Source organism: Halomonas garicola (assembly GCF_055382465.1).
In genome coordinates, this window is sequence record NZ_AP043931.1 from 1,822,254 (window position 1) to 1,837,630 (window position 15,377).

Sequence of the window (15,377 nt, forward strand, 5' to 3'; positions counted from 1 at the left end):
CGTGATAAAACTCTTTCTCGTGATAAAACCCTGGCTCCAACGTAAAACGCCACCGCCTCGGGCAAGGCGGTGGCGTTTCAGGCGTCCGGGGTGTTACTGGCGAACGCCCTCAAAGGTCACGTACAGCTCGAGCTCGCGCATGGGTTCGGGAAACTCGCTCATGTCGATGCCGAACTCGGACGGCACCAGGATGGTGGAGCCTTCGAAGCCCGCGCGGTAGCCGCCCCAGGGGTCTTCGCCCTCGCCCACCAGCGTGACCGGCATCTCGATGGTTTGGGTTTCGCCGTGCAGCGTCAGCTCGCCGGTGATCACGCCGGCGTCGTCGCCGTCGGGCTCAAAGCCGGTGGACTCGAAGGTTGCCGTAGGATAGGCATCGGCGTCGAGAAAATCGTCGCTCAGAATATGGCGATCGCGCTCGGCGTGGTTGGAGTTGAGGCTTGCTACTTCCACCTCGAACTCGACGGCGGCGTCTTCTAGGCTCTCGGGATCGTAGTCGAACTCGCCGCTGAACGTTTCAAAGTTGCCAAGTAGGTACGAATAGCCCAGATGGCTGATCTTGAACTGGACAAAGGCGTGCTGGCCTTCGGTATCCACCTTGTAGGTATCGGCCTGGGCCTGGCTGAAAGGCAGCAGCGCTGCGGTCACGGCCGTGGCCGTAGCGGTCTTCTTGAGCGTATCGACTGTCAACATCCTGTTTTCTCCTTGCAGGGATACCGTATTATTGGCGCCTGGCGTATTTGGCGCTGAGCATGCGCACAAGCGTCAGGCGCTTGTCCCACCAGTGGTGGCGCAGCGCGGCCAGGGCGTGCCCCGCCGCCAGCGCCAGTAACGTAAGAGCGCTATACCAGTGAATGGTTCCGGCGATGTCTGCCTGATTGGCAAAGCCGTAGACGGTCGCCGGCACCTCGAACCAGCCAAATACGTCGATGCCGCTGCCCTTGGCGGTGGATATCAGGTAGCCGCTGACCAGCACGCCGAGCAACGCCAGATACAAAAGCCAGTGGCCAAGGCGTGCCGCGACGGCCTCGAAACGGCTGCCTTCGGCCCGGGGCGTAGGCTGACAAAGCCGCCAGACCAGCCGGCCGACGGTAGCCAGCAGCAGCAGCATGCCCGCCGAGCGGTGTAGCCACGGCGCCTTGTTATACCAGGCGTCGTAGTAGCCAAGATCGGTCATCCACCAGCCCAGGGCAAAGAGCCCGATAATGGCCAGCGCGCTCAGCCAGTGCAGCGCGATGCTCATCCAGCCCCAGCCGCTTCGCGTATTTTGCCACATCTCTGCCTTCCTCCCGCTGCCGCCTTCAGCCTGGCGCCGCGCCGTGCGCGCTCAGGCGTTATCCCTGGCCAGGGCGTCCAGCCCCCGGGCAAGGTCCGTGCGGATATCGGCCAGGCTTTCGAGCCCCACCGACACGCGCAGAAGCCCCGGGGTAATCCCCGTGGCCTGCATCTGCGTCTCGGAGAGGCGCCCGTGGGTGGTGCTCGCCGGATGCGTAATCGTGGACTTGACGTCGCCCAGGTTACCGGTAATCGAAATCAGCCGGGTGGCGTCGATCACCTGCCAGGCGCCCTCCTGGCCGCCCCTGACCTCAAACCCCAGCACCGCGCCGAAGCCCGACTGCTGGCGCGCCGCCAGGGCGTGCTGAGGGTGGTTTTCAAGGCCGCTGTAGTGAACCTTCGTCACCGCCGGATGCTCATCCAGCCACTCGGCCAGGCGGGCGGCGTTATCGCAGTGGGCGCGCATCCTCAGCCCCAGGGTTTCCAGCCCCTTGGTAAAGATCCAGGCGTTGAACGGGCTCATGCAGGGGCCCGCGGTGCGCACCGCACCGAACACGCCTTCGAGCAGGTCGTGGCCACCGACCACTGCACCGCCCACGGCGCGACCCTGGCCGTCGAGGTACTTGGTCGCCGAATGGATCACCAGGTCCGCGCCCAGCTCGAGCGGACGCTGCAGCGCCGGGGTCAGAAAGCAGTTGTCGATGGCAAGCCAGGCGTCGTGGCGGTGGGCTATCGCGGCAAGCGCGGCGATATCGGCGACTTCAGAGAGCGGGTTGGACGGCGTTTCGGCGAAAAGCAGCCGTGTCGCCGGCGTGATCGCCGCCTCCCAGGCGTCGAGATCGGAAAGCTCGACGTAGCGGGTGACGATGCCGAACCTGGCCAGATACTTGTCCAGCAGGCTTACCGTGGAACCGAACAGCGAGCGCGAGGCGACGATTTCATCGCCGGCGGACAGCAGCGCCAGCGCCGTGCACAGGATGGCCGCCATGCCGGAGCTGGTGGCCACGCAGCGCTCGCCCCCTTCCATGGCCGCCAGGCGCCTTTCGAAGGTGTTGACCGTGGGGTTGGTAAAGCGCGAGTAGATGTTGCCCGGCTCGTCGCCGCTGAACTTGCGCGCCGCCTCGGCGGCGCTTTGGTAGACAAAGCTCGAGGTAGGGAAAATCGGCTCGGCGTGCTCCTGCTCCATGGTGCGGTCGTGGCCGGCGCGGATGGCCAGTGTCTCCCGCGACCAGGGCGCCTCGTATGAATCGTCGCGGCGTGAATCATCGTGCATAGCGGCTTCCCGGTAGTGTCGTGTCAGTCGTCCAGATCGTCGTCCTGGTTGTGCATGCCGACCAGCGCGTGGTCCCCGGCGCTTTCGTCCATGGCGGCGTCGTGGCGGCTGGCTTCCAGGGCGTCCAGGTAGGCCGCGTCAATGTCGCCGGTTACGTAGTTGCCGTCAAATACCGAGCAGTCGAACTCCTCGAGCGCCGGGTTGACCTCGCGGCAGGCGGCTTTCAGGTCGTCCAGGTCCTGGTAGATGATGCGGTCGGCGCCGATCAGCTCACCGACTTCGGCCTCGGTACGGCCGTGGGCGATGAGCTCGCTGGCCGCGGGCATGTCGATGCCGTAAACGTTGGGGTAGCGCACCGGCGGCGCCGCCGAGGCAAAGTAGACGTTGCGCGCGCCGGCGTCCCGGGCCATCTGGATAATCTGCTGGCAGGTGGTGCCGCGCACGATGGAGTCGTCCACCAGCAGCACGTTCTTGTCCTTGAACTCGACGTCGATGGCGTTGAGCTTCTGGCGCACGGATTTTTTCCGCTGGGTCTGACCCGGCATGATGAAGGTGCGCCCGATATAGCGGTTCTTCATGAAACCTTCGCGGTAGGTCACGCCCAGGTGCTGGGCCATTTCCAGCGCCGAGGTGCGCGAGGTGTCGGGAATGGGGATGACCACGTCGATGTCGTGGTCGGGCCATTCGCTGAGCACCCGGTCGCCGAGCTTGCGCCCCATGTGCATGCGCGTGCCGTAGACGTAGGCGCCGTCGAGAATCGAGTCCGGACGCGCCAGGTAGACGTGTTCGAAAATACACGAGCGCAGCCGCGGGCGGTCGGCGCATACCTGGGTATGCACCTGACCCTCCATGTCCACGAACACCGCCTCGCCGGGGGCCAGATCGCGCTCAAGCTCAAAGCCGCCGACGTCAAGCGCCACGGACTCCGAGGCCACCATGACTTCCTGCTTGCCGCCTTCAGTGCGCGTGCCGAACACCACCGGGCGAATGCCGTTAGGGTCGCGAAACGCCACCATGCCCACGCCGTTGATGACGGCTACCGCGGCATAGCCGCCGTTGCAGCGCCGGTGCACCCGGCGCACGGCATCAAAGACGTCTTCGGCTTCAAGGTACAATCCCTGCTTGCCAAGCTCGTGGGCAAAGACGTTGAGCAGCACTTCGGAGTCCGAGCTTGTGTTAATGTGGCGCAGATCGGTGGAAAACAGCTCCTGCTTGAGCCGGTCAGAGTTGGTCAGGTTGCCGTTGTGCGCAAGCGCAATGCCGTAGGGCGAGTTGACGTAGAACGGCTGGGACTCCGCTTCGCTCGACGACCCTGCCGTGGGGTAGCGCACGTGACCGATCCCCAGATTGCCCTTGAGCCTGGCCATGTGGCGAGTATGAAAGACATCGCGCACCAGCCCGTTGCTCTTGCGCAACAAAAAGCGTCCTTCGCTCCAGGTCATCATCCCGGCTGCGTCCTGGCCCCGGTGCTGAAGCACGGTCAGGGCGTCGTAAATGGCCTGGTTGACCGCCTGGGTGGCCATGAGGCCGACGATACCGCACATGCTTTATACCTCGTTTTGTCGCGACTTGCCGAGGAGGCGTAAGCCATTGGAATTCGTGAACGCCCGACGCCTGGCTGCAGGCCGGGCTGGTAGCGTGCCGGCGCGGCTCAGGAAGCCTCGCGCCGGTGAAAGTCCGGCAGCGGAATATCCCTGATTGATTCCGGCGCCGGGGGCAGCGTTGGGTCCCACTGCTCGAGCTGGCCGAGCGCCCAGCCGCGCAGCTGTTCAAAGGTCGGGCGCAGCGCGGCCTCCTGCCAGGCGTCCAGCGCCTCCAGCGGCGTGAGCGTCAAAAGCACCGTGGCTACCAGCAGCACGGCGGTGCCGCGCACCAGGCCGAAGGCCGCCCCGGCCAGGCGGTTGAGAAAGCCCATCCCCACCCACTCGATCGCCGCGTGCAGCAGACGGATGACGATGCCGCCCAGCAGAATCACAATGAGCACCACCAGCACGAACCCCAGCACCAGGCGCGCATCGAAGCTATCAATCCAGCCGGCCAGCCGCTCGGCCACGGGCTCGGCCAGCGCCCGCGCCGCCATGAGCGCCGTCACCCAAACCGCCAGGCCCAGCGCTTCGCGCACCAGCCCGCGAACCAGGCCGGCGAGCACGGAGAGCGCCAGCACGGCGAGAAACAGCACGTCGATCCAGGTCAGCGCCACGGCTCAGTCTCGCACCCGGATCAGCAGCCCCTGCTGGTTGGCGCGCTCCTTGATCAGCGAGCGGGCCTGCTCGCCGTCCTCGGAGCTAGCGTAGGGCCCCACGAGCACGGTGGTCAGATCGTTGTCCCGGGCGCGGGTGTAAACGCTGAAGCCCTCGCCTTCGAGCTCTTTTTTCAGCCGGCTGGCGTTTTCCGCCTTGCCGAAGCTGCCCACCTGGACCGCCCATTCGCCGCCCTCGGCCGCTTTGGGCGCCCCGCCGCCCTGCACCATATCGGCAATGGGATCGCTTTTGTCCGCGGCCGCCGAGTCATCGTCGTCCGACCCGGCCTCATCCGAGGATATCGTCGGCGGCTCGACCACGGCTTCCCCGCCGGTATCCGGCGCCTTGTCGTCCGCTTTCCCGGTAGCGCTGTCGAGCGGAACGGCGTTGGCGACGGCGTCTTCGTCGATCTCATCGGCCGCGTCGATGGAGCCCGGCTTCTGCGGCGCCGGCACCTCGTGGCGGGGCACGTCCGCGGGCTGCTCGACGTCGAAGGACGGCTGTAGCGGCTCGTCGCGGGGCGCCGGCTCGCTCATCAGCCAGGGCACGATGATCGCCGCCAGCGCCAGCAGGATAACAATGCCGCTGATACGCTCGGTCTTGCCGTATTTCATAGGTGTATCCTCTAGCAGATCGGCCCCTGCCGGGCCGCTCGCGCGGCGCTCAGGCGCTGCCGTCAAAGCGTGGCGTGGCCAGCAGCGCGCCTACGGTAAAAAACGAGCCGGCGACGAGCACGATGTCGTCGTCGGCCAGCTGCTCGTCGAGCCACTCGGCGCCGGCCTCGGGCGACGCCGCGCAGTGCCGCACGCGCCCGCCCCCGGCCACGACGTCCGCCGCCAGCGCCTGGGCATCGCGCCCCCGGGGGCCGTCAAGGCTTACGCATACCCAGTCGCTGATCGCCGGCGCCAGCGCCGCAATCACCCCGGCGGCGTCCTTGTCGTCGAGCATGCCCAGCAGGCACCAGCGCCGCCCTGGCGCTGCCCGCGCGGCCAGGCGGCCGGCGACGTAGGCGGCGGCGTGGGGATTATGGCCCACGTCCAGGCACCACTGGCCGTGCCACTGCATGCGCCCGGGCAGGCTAACCTGCGCAAGGGCCCGGCGGAGCGCGGTCGGGTCGAGGTCGATCCCGGCAAGCGCCAGCGCCTGTAGCGCGGTGGCGGCGTTGTCCAGCGGCAGACCGGGGTCGGGCAGGGCCGCAAGCGAAGGCCCCGCCTCGCGGTGAAACGCCCAGCCATCGGGGGTCAGCGGCGTACGCGAAAACGCCTTGCCCAGCGCATAAACCGGCGCTTGCCGCTCGGCGGCGGCCTCTGCGACGCTTTCCGGCAGAGCGTCGCTGCCCAGCACCGCCGGGCGCCCGGCGCGGAAAATGCCGGCTTTCTCCCGGCCGATATGCGCTATGTCATTTCCCAGAAAGCCGGCGTGATCCCGGGCGATCGTGGTAACCACGGCGACGTCGGCGTCGATGATGTTCACCGCGTCCAGCCGGCCGCCCAGGCCCACTTCCAGCACCAGCAGGTCAAGCTCGGCATGCACCAGGCACCACAGGGCGCAGAGCGTGCCGGCTTCAAAATAGGTGAGGCTGACTGCGGGCGCGACGGCGCGGGCCTTCTCCACCTCGACAAAACCCGCCACCAGCTGGGCGTCGCCTGCCGGCTCGCCGTCGATGATGACGCGCTCGTTGTAGCGCACCAGATGCGGCGAAGTGTACATACCCACGCGCCGGCCGTGGCCGTGCGCGAGGCTTGCCAGCATGGCCGCGGTAGAGCCCTTGCCGTTGGTGCCGGCAACGGTGATCACCTGCGGCGGGTGGCCGCCCGTCAAGCGGCCGCGCTGAACAAGCCCCAGGCGCGCGGCCACCGCGCGCACGCGATCCAGGCCCATGTCGATGCCGGTGGGGTGCAGCCGCTCCCACCAGGCAAGCCACTCGGCAAGCGAGGCGGACGGCGATGGTGGCGAAGCGTCAGGCATCCCGGGGCTTGTCGCCGTTGTCGTCGTTATCACCGCTGTCGTCGGGCGTGTCGGCCTCGTCGGGCGCCTTGCCGTCCGCTTCGCGACGCGAAGCGTCAGCGGTTTGATCGCCGTCGGCCGTCTCCTCCGGCTCCGGGCGCGTCTCCGCCTCGTCGGAGTCGGCCGCGCGTTCGCCGGTTGCGGCCGGCGGCTCGTCGGCGAGAACCTCTTCATCACCTACCGGCGGCGCTACCGGCGCGCCTTCGTCGGGCAGCGCCTGGGACGCGGGCTGGTGCGTCAGCTTGCGCAGCATGCCGGAAAGCCGAGTGCGCATGTCGTGGCGATGCACGATCATGTCGATGGCGCCGTGCTCGAGCAAAAACTCGCTGCGCTGGAAGCCTTCGGGCAGGTTTTCGCGCACGGTCTGCTCGATGACCCGGGGGCCGGCAAAGCCGATCAGCGCGTTGGGCTCGGCGACGTTCAAATCACCGAGCATGGCAAGCGAAGCCGAGACGCCGCCGAAGACCGGGTCGGTGAGCACCGAGAAGTACGGCACGCCGGCCTCTTTCAGGCGCTCGAGCGCGGCCGAAGTCTTGGCCATCTGCATCAGCGAAAAAAGCGCTTCCTGCATCCGCGCCCCGCCGGAGGCGGCAAAGCAGATCAGCGGCAGGCCTTCTTCCCGGGCCAGGGTCGCCGCGCGGGCGAACTTTTCGCCGACCACAGCGCCCATGGAGCCGCCCATGAAGGTGAACTCAAACGCCACGGCGACGACCGGCATGCCGTCCAGCCGGCCGCGCATGGCGATCAGCGCATCTTTCTCGCCGGTGGTTTTCTGCGCCGCGGTCAGGCGGTCGCGGTATTTCTTGGAGTCGCGGAACTTCAGCCGGTCGACCGGCTGCACCTCGGTGGCAAGCTCTTCGCGGTCGTCCTTGTCCAGAAACCAGTCCAGCCGCTTGCGCGCGGTCAGGCGCAGGTGGTGGTCGCACTTGGGACACACGCTGTGGAGCTTTTCAAGCTCGGGCAGATAGAGGACGGCGTCGCACTTGGGGCACTTGCGCCAAAGACCGTCGGGCACGCTGGCACGGCGGTCTTTACGCTGGATTCGCCCCATCGAGGGCACAATTTTGTCTAGCCAGCTCATATCACAAAGGCTTCCGTTATACGTTTATGCCCGGCGGGGCCAGGCCTGAAGGTTGGCGTGAAGCACGCACGTAATACAAAAGGTGGCATCAGCGCGGCGCATCGGCAAGGTCCGGCGCGGCCACCGCGTCCATGGCCCGGCGCATGTCGCCGAGCACGGCTTTCAAGGCGTCGGGAATCGCCTCGGGCGTGGTCGCGTTGTCGGCAATCCGGTTAACCAGCGCGCTGCCGGCGATAACGCCGTCTGCGACCCTGGCGACTTCGGCGGCGGTGGCTCCGTCGCGGATGCCAAAGCCCACGCACAGCGGCAGATCGGTCAGCTCGCGAAGCGGCGCCAGGTGCTCGGCGACGTCCTCGGCGTTGAGCGTCGCCGAGCCGGTGACGCCCTTGAGCGAGACGTAGTAGAGGTAGCCTTCGCCGTGGGCACAGATCGTGGCGGCGCGCTCCCGGGAGGTCGTTGGCGCCACCAGGAAAATCGCCGCCACGCCGTTGGCCTTCAGCAGCGGCGCGAGCTCGTCGGCCTCTTCCGGCGGCATATCCACGGTGAGCACGCCGTCCACCCCGGCCTCGGCCGCCCGGCGGGCAAAGGCCTCGTAGCCGATGCGCTCGATGGGGTTGAGATAGCCCATGAGCACCACCGGCGTGGCGGTGTCGGTGCGGCGAAACTCGGCGACCATGTCCAGCAGGTCGACCAGCCGGGTGCCGGCCGCCAGCGCCCGCTCGCAGGCTTTCTGGATCACAGGGCCGTCGGCCATGGGGTCGGAAAACGGCACGCCCAGCTCCACGACGTCGGCGCCGGCTTCCACCAGCGCGTGCATGAAACCCACGGTATAGCGCGGCGCGGGGTCACCGGCGGTAATGAACGGGATCAGCGCGCGGCGCCCCTGCTGCTTGAGTTCGCTGAATCGTTGATCGATACGGTTCATGGCTATCCCTTGAAAAACGGGCTCTGGAAAAGCGGGCTTTTAAAATTCGATGCCGTCGAGCTTGGCGACCGTCATGATGTCCTTGTCGCCGCGGCCGGAAAGGTTGACCACAATGTGCTGGTCGGGCCGCATGGTTGGCGCCATGATCTTGGCCTGGGCCAGCGCGTGGGCGGACTCCAGCGCCGGCATGATGCCTTCCATGTGGGTCAGCTCGCGAAACGCTTCGAGCACGGCGTCGTCGTTGGCGGCCACGTAGTTGACCCGCCCGACGTCTTTCCACAGCGCGTGCTCGGGGCCCACGCCCGGGTAGTCGAGCCCGGCGGAAATCGAGTGGGTGTCGGCCACCTGGCCGGCCTCGTCGGACATCAGGTAGGTGCGGTTGCCGTGGAGCACGCCGCGCGGCGCCCCGGACGACAGCGGTGCGGCGTGGCGGCCGGTAGCAACGCCGTCGCCGCCGGCTTCCACGCCGTACATGGCGACGTCTTCGTCTTCGACAAAGGGATAGAAAAGCCCCAGAGCGTTGGAGCCGCCGCCTACGCAGGCGATCAGCGCATCGGGCAGCCGGCCGATCTGCTCAAGCGACTGGCGGCGCGCCTCGCGCCCCACGACCGAGTTGAAGTCGCGCACCAGCAGCGGGTAAGGGTGCGGGCCGGCCACGGTGCCGATGATGTAGAAGGTGTCGTCGACGTTGGTCACCCAGTCGCGCAGCGCCTCGTTCATGGCGTCCTTGAGCGTTTTGGTACCCGATTCCACGGGGATAACTCGGGCGCCCAGCAGGCGCATGCGGTAGACGTTGAGCTTCTGGCGCTCGACGTCGGTGGCGCCCATGTAGACGTCGCACTCAAGGCCCAGCCGGGCGGCAACGGTTGCCGTGGCAACGCCGTGTTGGCCGGCGCCGGTCTCGGCGATGACCCGGGGTTTGCCGCTTTTCTTGGCCAAAAGCGCCTGGCCGATGGTGTTATTCACCTTGTGCGCGCCGGTGTGGTTCAAATCTTCGCGCTTGAGCCAGATCTGCGCGCCGCCCAGGGCGTTGGACCAGCGCTCGGCGTGATAGAGCGGCGAGGGCCGGCCCACGTAATGGGCCAGGTCGTGGTCAAACTCTGCCTGGAAGGCCGGGTCGTTACGCAGGCCGGCGTAGGTTTTTTCCAGGTCTTCCAGGGCAAAGCTCAGGGTTTCGGAGACGAAGCGGCCGCCGTAGGGGCCGAAATGGCCGCGGGCATCCGGCATCCCGGTAAGCTCGCTGAATCGGGGTTGATCGGCGCCGGACGAGCCAGCGCTAGACTGGGTAGCGCCGGGCTGAGTAGCAGAGACGGTCACGGGTGCACCTCACAAAAAACGCCAAGAGTTAAGCCATCCATACCCCGGACGGGAGCAATGCTGGCTGCCATTATTGGACCGGTAAACGCGCAGCGGGGTTCCTCGCCGCGCATCAACGTTACGGGGCCGCCTTCCGCACACGATCCGCCGCCGCTACCCGCTCCACAAACGCCGCCATTCTCGCCGGGTCCTTGCGGCCGGGAGCGGCCTCGATGCCGCCGGAAACGTCCACCGCGTGGGGCGCTACCCGGCGGACCGCGCGGCCGATATTATCAGGCGTCAGGCCACCGGCGAGGATAACAGGTTTTGAAAGCGTAGCGGGAATTCTCGACCAGTCAAAGACCTCCCCCGTGCCGCCCGGCACCCCCGGCCGGTAGGCGTCCAGCAGCAGCGCCGAAGCGCCCCGGTAGCGCTCGGCTTCGCGGTGCAGATCAACGCCGTCGCGCATGCGCAGCGCCTTGATCCAGGCCGTGGCATAGCCCGCGCAGTCGGCGGGCGGCTCGCTGCCGTGAAACTGCAGCATATCGAGATAAGGGGCGCACTGCTCGACCAGGTCGGGGTCGGCATCCACAAACAGCCCCACTCGGGTAACAAAGGCCGGCACCTCGGCGGCAAGGGCCGCAAGCGTTGCCGCGTCGATGGCGCGCTTGCTCTGCGGCCACATGACAAAGCCCAGGGCGTCGACGCCAAGCGCCACCGCCCGGGCGATATCGGCCCGGCGGGTTAGCCCGCAAAACTTGATCCGGGTGCGTGAAGGCGCCGGGGTCATGTGGCGCCCTCCTCGACCGCCCGGCGCGGGCGTCCCCGGCGCAGGCGCACCATGCGCGAGTCAGGGATAGGCCGCTCGCCGGTCCATTCACCGGTGGAAAGCAAAAGCCCCGGCCCCAGCGGCTCCCGGGGCAGCGCAAAGGCGTCGTCGTAGCGCACATCGACAAAGTGCAGGCCCCGGGCCGGCGCGGTCACGTCGCCCTGCTGGCGGTCTTTCAAGGCTAGCAGCCGGCCCAGATACGCCTCGTCCCGGGCGCCGCGACCGACGCTTGTCAGCGCGCCGGCGACATTACGGATCATGTGGTGCAAAAAGGCGTTGCCCTGGATGTCGATCACCACCAGCGGGCCGTGGCGTTTGACCTCGAGAAAGTGCATGTGCCGCCAGGGCGTTTTCGACCGGCAGCCGGCAGCGCGAAAGCTGGAAAAATCGTTCTCGCCCACCAGCGCCTGGGCCGCCCGATGCATGGCGTCGGCGTCCAGCGGATCGCGGCACCAGGTGACGTTGGCGCGCTCGAGCACCGGAGGGTTGAGCTGGTTGATCAGCACGTAACGGTAGCGCCGCGCCAGCGCGCTCAGGCGCGAGTGGAAATCGTCGGGTACTGACGTTACCCAGTGTACGGCGATGTCCCGGGGGAGATTGGCGTTGGCGCCGAACACCCAGCCCTTCTCACTGCGCGATGCCGGCGCGTCAAAGTGAATGATCTGGCGGGTGGCGTGAACGCCGGAGTCGGTGCGGCCGCTGGCGTGAACCTGTACCGGGGCATTGGCCACTCGGCTCAGGGCATGCTCCAGCGTCCCCTGGATCGAGGCGGCGTGGCTCAGGCGCTGAAAGCCGCAGTAGCCGCTGCCGTCGTACTCGATACCCATGGCGAGCCGCCCGGTAAGCGGCGTGCTTTCATCAAAGCGGTCAAACAGCGTCATCACTTGCCACAATCAATAGGAAGAAGAAGACGTATTATCCTGACTCGACGGCTTGAATGCTACCTCTTCGCCGCGCGGCGAGGCGTCTTCGTAGGCGCTGAACTCGTCAACGTCACGACCTGAGCGCCGCCGGTAGCGCCACAGCGCCACCAGCGCCACCAGCAGCAGCGCGCCCCCCGCTAGCGGCCAGCGGTACTCGGCGGCAAGGCTCGCCATGCCGCGCCGGGCAACGGCGAATTCGCTAGCCGGCGCCACCGCATCGTCCGTCGCGCCGTTTGCCGACCGCTCCTCGTCCGCGGCTGCCCGGTAGCCCGACGTGCCTTCCTGCACCTCCTGGCGCGCCAGCTCCACTTCCTGAAGCGCTAGCTCCTCGGTCAGCCGGGAAAGCTCCGACTCCAGCCGGGACACTTCTTCAAGCAGCCGGTCGCGCTGGCCAATAGCGCGCTCAAGGCGAGCCTTGAGCGCGTCGAGCTCGCCTCCTGCCCCGTCCTGGGCGAACTCCTGGCCAAGCTCCCGGACCTCGGCAAGCACGCTCTGGTCGAGCGCCCCGAGCCCGGCTACCGCCTTTTCCGGCTCGAGCGACAGCGCCTCGCCGGCCTCCAGGCTAAGCGCCGGGGGCTGGTCTTGCGCGTTTTGATCTAAAGCGGCTTGCGCCCGGTTCTCCGGCGGGCCCAGCGGCACGTGCACCGGCCCTTCCGGCCCGCGGATGCGCCAGGCAATATTCATGTAATCGATGGTTTTTTCCGCCTGGGCCTTGCTGCGGCGGAGCATGCGCTCGACGTCCGGCACTCTGAGTTCGGTGTCGGCTGACATGGCGTTGATGTTGCCGCTGGGAAAGGCCTCGGGATTGGCCTCGACCAGCGCCAGCATGACCTGCTCGACGCTTGCCGCCTCGGGCCTGACGCGCTCGGCCACGTGCCACAGGGCATCGCCGCTGCTGACGTAGGTGGTAGCGGGCGGGGTGCGCTGCGCTGGGTCGTCGGCGCCGGCGGCATCCTGCCCGCTTTCTTCGGCATGGGCCAGCGGACCGGCAAGCGATACGGCAAGCAACACAGCCAGCGCGGATGGTAATTTCATGAGCCCCTGGTTCCCCCGGTTACAGCGCGCCGGGTCAGCCACGCCGGCCCGACGCCCCTGTCTCGTTTCCCTCATACCCTGCCGGCGTATCGGCCCGGCGGCACCCACAACAGGGCCATTCACAACATAGTAATAAAAAACGGGCGCCGGCTTCAGCGCCCGTTGACGATGGTGATCGCCTATTTTACTGCTCGCGCAGGATCTTCAGCATCCGCTTGAGCGGCTCGGCAGCACCCCACAAAAGCTGGTCGCCGGCGCTGAAGGCGGACAGGTATTCGCCGCCCATGGCCAGCTTGCGCAGCCGCCCGACCGGCACCTGCAGCGTGCCGGTGACCGCCGCCGGGGTGAGCTGGTCGATGGAGGCGTCTTTCTCGTTGGGCACGACGCTCACCCAGTCGTTGTGCTTCGCCAGGCGGTCTTCGATTTCGTCAAGCGGCACGTCCTGCTTGAGCTTGATGGTAAACGCCTGGCTGTGGGAGCGCATGGTGCCCACGCGCACACAGATGCCGTCGATGGGCACGGGGTTATTTTCCAGGCCGAGAATCTTGTTGGACTCGGCACCACCCTTCCACTCTTCGCGGCTCTGGCCGTTGTCGAGCTTGCTGTCGATCCACGGCAAGAGACTTCCCGCCAGCGGCGCGCCGAAGTTATCGGTGGGAAAGTCGCCGCCGCGCATGGCCGCGGTGACCTTGCGGTCGATGTCGAGGATCGCGCTGGAGGTGTCCTTAAGCTCTTCGCCGACGCTATCGCGCAGCCCACCCATCTGGTTGAGCAGCTCGCGCATGTGCTTGGCGCCGGAGCCGGACGCCGCCTGATAGGTCATGGAGGTCATCCACTCGATCATGTCGGCTTCAAACAGCCCGCCAAGGCCCATGAGCATCAGGCTGACGGTGCAGTTGCCGCCGACGAACGTCTTCGCCCCGCGCGCCAGCTGGGCGTCGATGACGGCGCGGTTGACCGGATCCAGTACGATAGTGGCGTCGTCGTCCATGCGCAGAGCGCTGGCGGCGTCGAGCCAGTAGCCGTTCCAGCCGCCGCGGCGAAGGTCAGCGTAGACCTGCTTGGTGTAGTCGCCGCCCTGGGTGGTCACAATGACGTCGAGCGCCTTGAGCTCGTCCAGATCAAAGGCGTCTTTCAACGCGGGGACGTCAGCGCCGATGTCCGGCCCCGGCTGGCCGACCTGGGAGGTGGTGAAAAACCGCGGCTCGATGCCGTTGAAATCACCGCCTTCGAGCATCCGCTGCATCAGCACGGAGCCGACCATGCCGCGCCACCCCACAAAACCGACTTTCAACATGACAAGTCCTCCGGAAAAAATGTGCCCCCCATTATACACAATTGCGCGGCGCGTTTATCACCCGGCCCCGAGAACGACGTCAGGCTAAGCGACGGGAAAAGGCCTCGAGTACGGCATCGCCCATGGCGTCGGTGCCAACGGCCTCTTCGCTGTCGGCGGCGATGTCGGCGGTGCGCAGGCCGTCGTCAAGCACCTGACCCACCGCCGCCTCGATACGCCGAGCCATGGCGTTTTCGTCAAGCGAATAGCGCAGCATCATGGCAACCGAGAGCATCATCGCCAGAGGGTTGGCCATGTTCTTGCCGGCGATGTCCGGCGCGCTGCCGTGGCAGGGTTCAAACATGCCCTGGCCGGACTCGTTCAGCGAGGCCGAGGGCAGCATGCCGATGGAGCCGGTGAGCATGGCCGCGGCGTCGGAGAGGATATCGCCGAACATGTTGCCGGTGACCACTACGTCAAACTGCTTGGGCGCGCGCACCAGCTGCATGGCGGCGTTGTCCACGTACATATGCGAAAGCTCGACGTCGGGGTACTCCGGCGCCAGGCGCTCCATGACCTCGCGCCACAGCATGGTGACCTCGAGCACGTTGGCCTTGTCCACCGAGCACAGCTTTTTGCCGCGCTTTTGCGCCATGGCAAACGCTACCCGGCCGATGCGCTCGATCTCCGCCTCACCGTAGACGTAGGTGTTATAGCCCACGCGCTGGCCGTCGCGCTCTTCAATCCCCCGGGGCTTGCCGAAGTAGATGCCGCCGGTGAGCTCGCGCACGATCATGATATCCAGCCCCGAGACCAGCTCGGGCTTGAGGCTTGAGGCGCCGGCAAGCTGCGGATACAGCAGCGCCGGACGCAGGTTGCCAAAAAGCCCCAGATGCTTACGCAGGCCCAAAAGCCCCTGCTCCGGACGCTTGGAACGATCCTCCAGCGCGTCCCACCTGGGGCCGCCCACCGCGCCCAGCAGTACCGCGTCGGCGGCTTTGGCTTTCTCCAGCGTGGCTGCCGGCAGCGGCTCGCCGTGGGCGTCGAAGGCTGCCCCGCCCACCGGCGCTTCGTCGACGTCGATGTCAAGCCCGGCCTTTTGGCAGGCGTCAAGCAGACGCGCCGCCTGGGCGATAATTTCCGGGCCGATGCCGTCGCCCGGGAGTAAAAGTACCTTGCGTGTCATGCAAACTCCTTGTTTTGTGTCGACGCCGGCGGTC

At 66.9% G+C, this 15,377-nt stretch carries 15 protein-coding genes; all 15 read right to left on the bottom strand.

Features of this window, described 5'->3' with window-relative positions; genetic code table 11:
* Positions 1 to 93: 93 nt before the first annotated feature.
* On the bottom strand, positions 94 to 690 hold the full coding sequence (locus ACZ46Y_RS08825) for a YceI family protein (RefSeq protein ID WP_311953266.1): 597 nt from the start codon (positions 688 to 690) through the stop codon (positions 94 to 96).
* Positions 691 to 718: 28 nt separating this feature from the next.
* Complete coding sequence (locus tag ACZ46Y_RS08830) at positions 719 to 1,273, bottom strand: cytochrome b (protein WP_311953269.1); 555 nt, start codon at positions 1,271 to 1,273, stop codon at positions 719 to 721.
* A 51-nt stretch (positions 1,274 to 1,324) separates the two neighbouring features.
* On the bottom strand, positions 1,325 to 2,545 hold the full coding sequence (locus tag ACZ46Y_RS08835; protein WP_311953271.1) for an O-succinylhomoserine sulfhydrylase: 1,221 nt from the start codon (positions 2,543 to 2,545) through the stop codon (positions 1,325 to 1,327).
* Between the two features lie 23 nt (positions 2,546 to 2,568).
* Entirely contained in the window at positions 2,569 to 4,089 is a 1,521-nt protein-coding gene (purF, locus tag ACZ46Y_RS08840; RefSeq protein ID WP_311953273.1) for an amidophosphoribosyltransferase, read from the bottom strand.
* 107 nt (positions 4,090 to 4,196) lie between these two features.
* Entirely contained in the window at positions 4,197 to 4,745 is a 549-nt protein-coding gene (locus tag ACZ46Y_RS08845) for a CvpA family protein (RefSeq protein ID WP_311953276.1), read from the bottom strand.
* Positions 4,746 to 4,748: 3 nt separating this feature from the next.
* The gene (locus ACZ46Y_RS08850; RefSeq protein WP_311953279.1) at positions 4,749 to 5,399 is read right to left on the bottom strand and encodes an SPOR domain-containing protein; all 651 of its coding nucleotides are present in this window, start codon (positions 5,397 to 5,399) and stop codon (positions 4,749 to 4,751) included.
* A 49-nt stretch (positions 5,400 to 5,448) separates the two neighbouring features.
* Positions 5,449 to 6,753 carry a bifunctional tetrahydrofolate synthase/dihydrofolate synthase gene (folC, locus tag ACZ46Y_RS08855; RefSeq protein ID WP_311953284.1) on the bottom strand — a complete coding sequence of 435 codons (1,305 nt, stop codon included), beginning with the start codon at positions 6,751 to 6,753 and terminating at the stop codon, positions 5,449 to 5,451.
* Entirely contained in the window at positions 6,746 to 7,873 is a 1,128-nt protein-coding gene (gene accD / locus ACZ46Y_RS08860; RefSeq protein WP_311953288.1) for an acetyl-CoA carboxylase, carboxyltransferase subunit beta, read from the bottom strand. Before accD ends, folC begins: the two co-directional genes overlap by 8 nt.
* Before the next feature lie 88 nt (positions 7,874 to 7,961).
* Positions 7,962 to 8,798, bottom strand: a complete 837-nt coding sequence (gene trpA / locus ACZ46Y_RS08865) for a tryptophan synthase subunit alpha (protein ID WP_311953291.1) — start codon at positions 8,796 to 8,798, stop codon at positions 7,962 to 7,964.
* A 39-nt stretch (positions 8,799 to 8,837) separates the two neighbouring features.
* Entirely contained in the window at positions 8,838 to 10,025 is a 1,188-nt protein-coding gene (gene trpB, locus ACZ46Y_RS08870; protein ID WP_311953529.1) for a tryptophan synthase subunit beta, read from the bottom strand.
* Positions 10,026 to 10,233: 208 nt separating this feature from the next.
* The gene (locus ACZ46Y_RS08875; RefSeq protein WP_311953294.1) at positions 10,234 to 10,884 is read right to left on the bottom strand and encodes a phosphoribosylanthranilate isomerase; all 651 of its coding nucleotides are present in this window, start codon (positions 10,882 to 10,884) and stop codon (positions 10,234 to 10,236) included.
* Positions 10,881 to 11,804: a tRNA pseudouridine(38-40) synthase TruA gene (gene truA, locus ACZ46Y_RS08880; protein ID WP_311953298.1), complete on the bottom strand. Its 924-nt coding sequence runs from the start codon at positions 11,802 to 11,804 to the stop codon at positions 10,881 to 10,883. The genes ACZ46Y_RS08875 and truA overlap by 4 nt, the downstream gene beginning before the upstream one ends.
* A gap of 12 nt (positions 11,805 to 11,816) precedes the next feature.
* A complete protein-coding gene (locus ACZ46Y_RS08885) occupies positions 11,817 to 12,881 on the bottom strand; it encodes a FimV/HubP family polar landmark protein (protein ID WP_311953301.1) in 1,065 nt (354 codons plus the stop codon).
* 184 nt (positions 12,882 to 13,065) lie between these two features.
* Entirely contained in the window at positions 13,066 to 14,178 is a 1,113-nt protein-coding gene (asd, locus tag ACZ46Y_RS08890; RefSeq protein WP_311953304.1) for an aspartate-semialdehyde dehydrogenase, read from the bottom strand.
* Positions 14,179 to 14,257: 79 nt separating this feature from the next.
* Positions 14,258 to 15,343 carry a 3-isopropylmalate dehydrogenase gene (gene leuB / locus ACZ46Y_RS08895; protein WP_311953306.1) on the bottom strand — a complete coding sequence of 362 codons (1,086 nt, stop codon included), beginning with the start codon at positions 15,341 to 15,343 and terminating at the stop codon, positions 14,258 to 14,260.
* Positions 15,344 to 15,377 lie beyond the last annotated feature (34 nt).

Coding starts and splice junctions, on each gene's coding strand:
- ACZ46Y_RS08825 (WP_311953266.1), bottom strand. CDS start 690: ATGTTGACAGTCGATACGCTCAAGAAGACCGCTACGGCCACGGCCGTG.
- ACZ46Y_RS08830 (WP_311953269.1), bottom strand. CDS start 1,273: ATGTGGCAAAATACGCGAAGCGGCTGGGGCTGGATGAGCATCGCGCTG.
- ACZ46Y_RS08835 (WP_311953271.1), bottom strand. CDS start 2,545: ATGCACGATGATTCACGCCGCGACGATTCATACGAGGCGCCCTGGTCG.
- purF (WP_311953273.1), bottom strand. CDS start 4,089: ATGTGCGGTATCGTCGGCCTCATGGCCACCCAGGCGGTCAACCAGGCC.
- ACZ46Y_RS08850 (WP_311953279.1), bottom strand. CDS start 5,399: ATGAAATACGGCAAGACCGAGCGTATCAGCGGCATTGTTATCCTGCTG.
- folC (WP_311953284.1), bottom strand. CDS start 6,753: ATGCCTGACGCTTCGCCACCATCGCCGTCCGCCTCGCTTGCCGAGTGG.
- accD (WP_311953288.1), bottom strand. CDS start 7,873: ATGAGCTGGCTAGACAAAATTGTGCCCTCGATGGGGCGAATCCAGCGT.
- trpA (WP_311953291.1), bottom strand. CDS start 8,798: ATGAACCGTATCGATCAACGATTCAGCGAACTCAAGCAGCAGGGGCGC.
- trpB (WP_311953529.1), bottom strand. CDS start 10,025: ATGCCGGATGCCCGCGGCCATTTCGGCCCCTACGGCGGCCGCTTCGTC.
- ACZ46Y_RS08875 (WP_311953294.1), bottom strand. CDS start 10,884: ATGACCCCGGCGCCTTCACGCACCCGGATCAAGTTTTGCGGGCTAACC.
- truA (WP_311953298.1), bottom strand. CDS start 11,804: ATGACGCTGTTTGACCGCTTTGATGAAAGCACGCCGCTTACCGGGCGG.
- ACZ46Y_RS08885 (WP_311953301.1), bottom strand. CDS start 12,881: ATGAAATTACCATCCGCGCTGGCTGTGTTGCTTGCCGTATCGCTTGCC.
- asd (WP_311953304.1), bottom strand. CDS start 14,178: ATGTTGAAAGTCGGTTTTGTGGGGTGGCGCGGCATGGTCGGCTCCGTG.
- leuB (WP_311953306.1), bottom strand. CDS start 15,343: ATGACACGCAAGGTACTTTTACTCCCGGGCGACGGCATCGGCCCGGAA.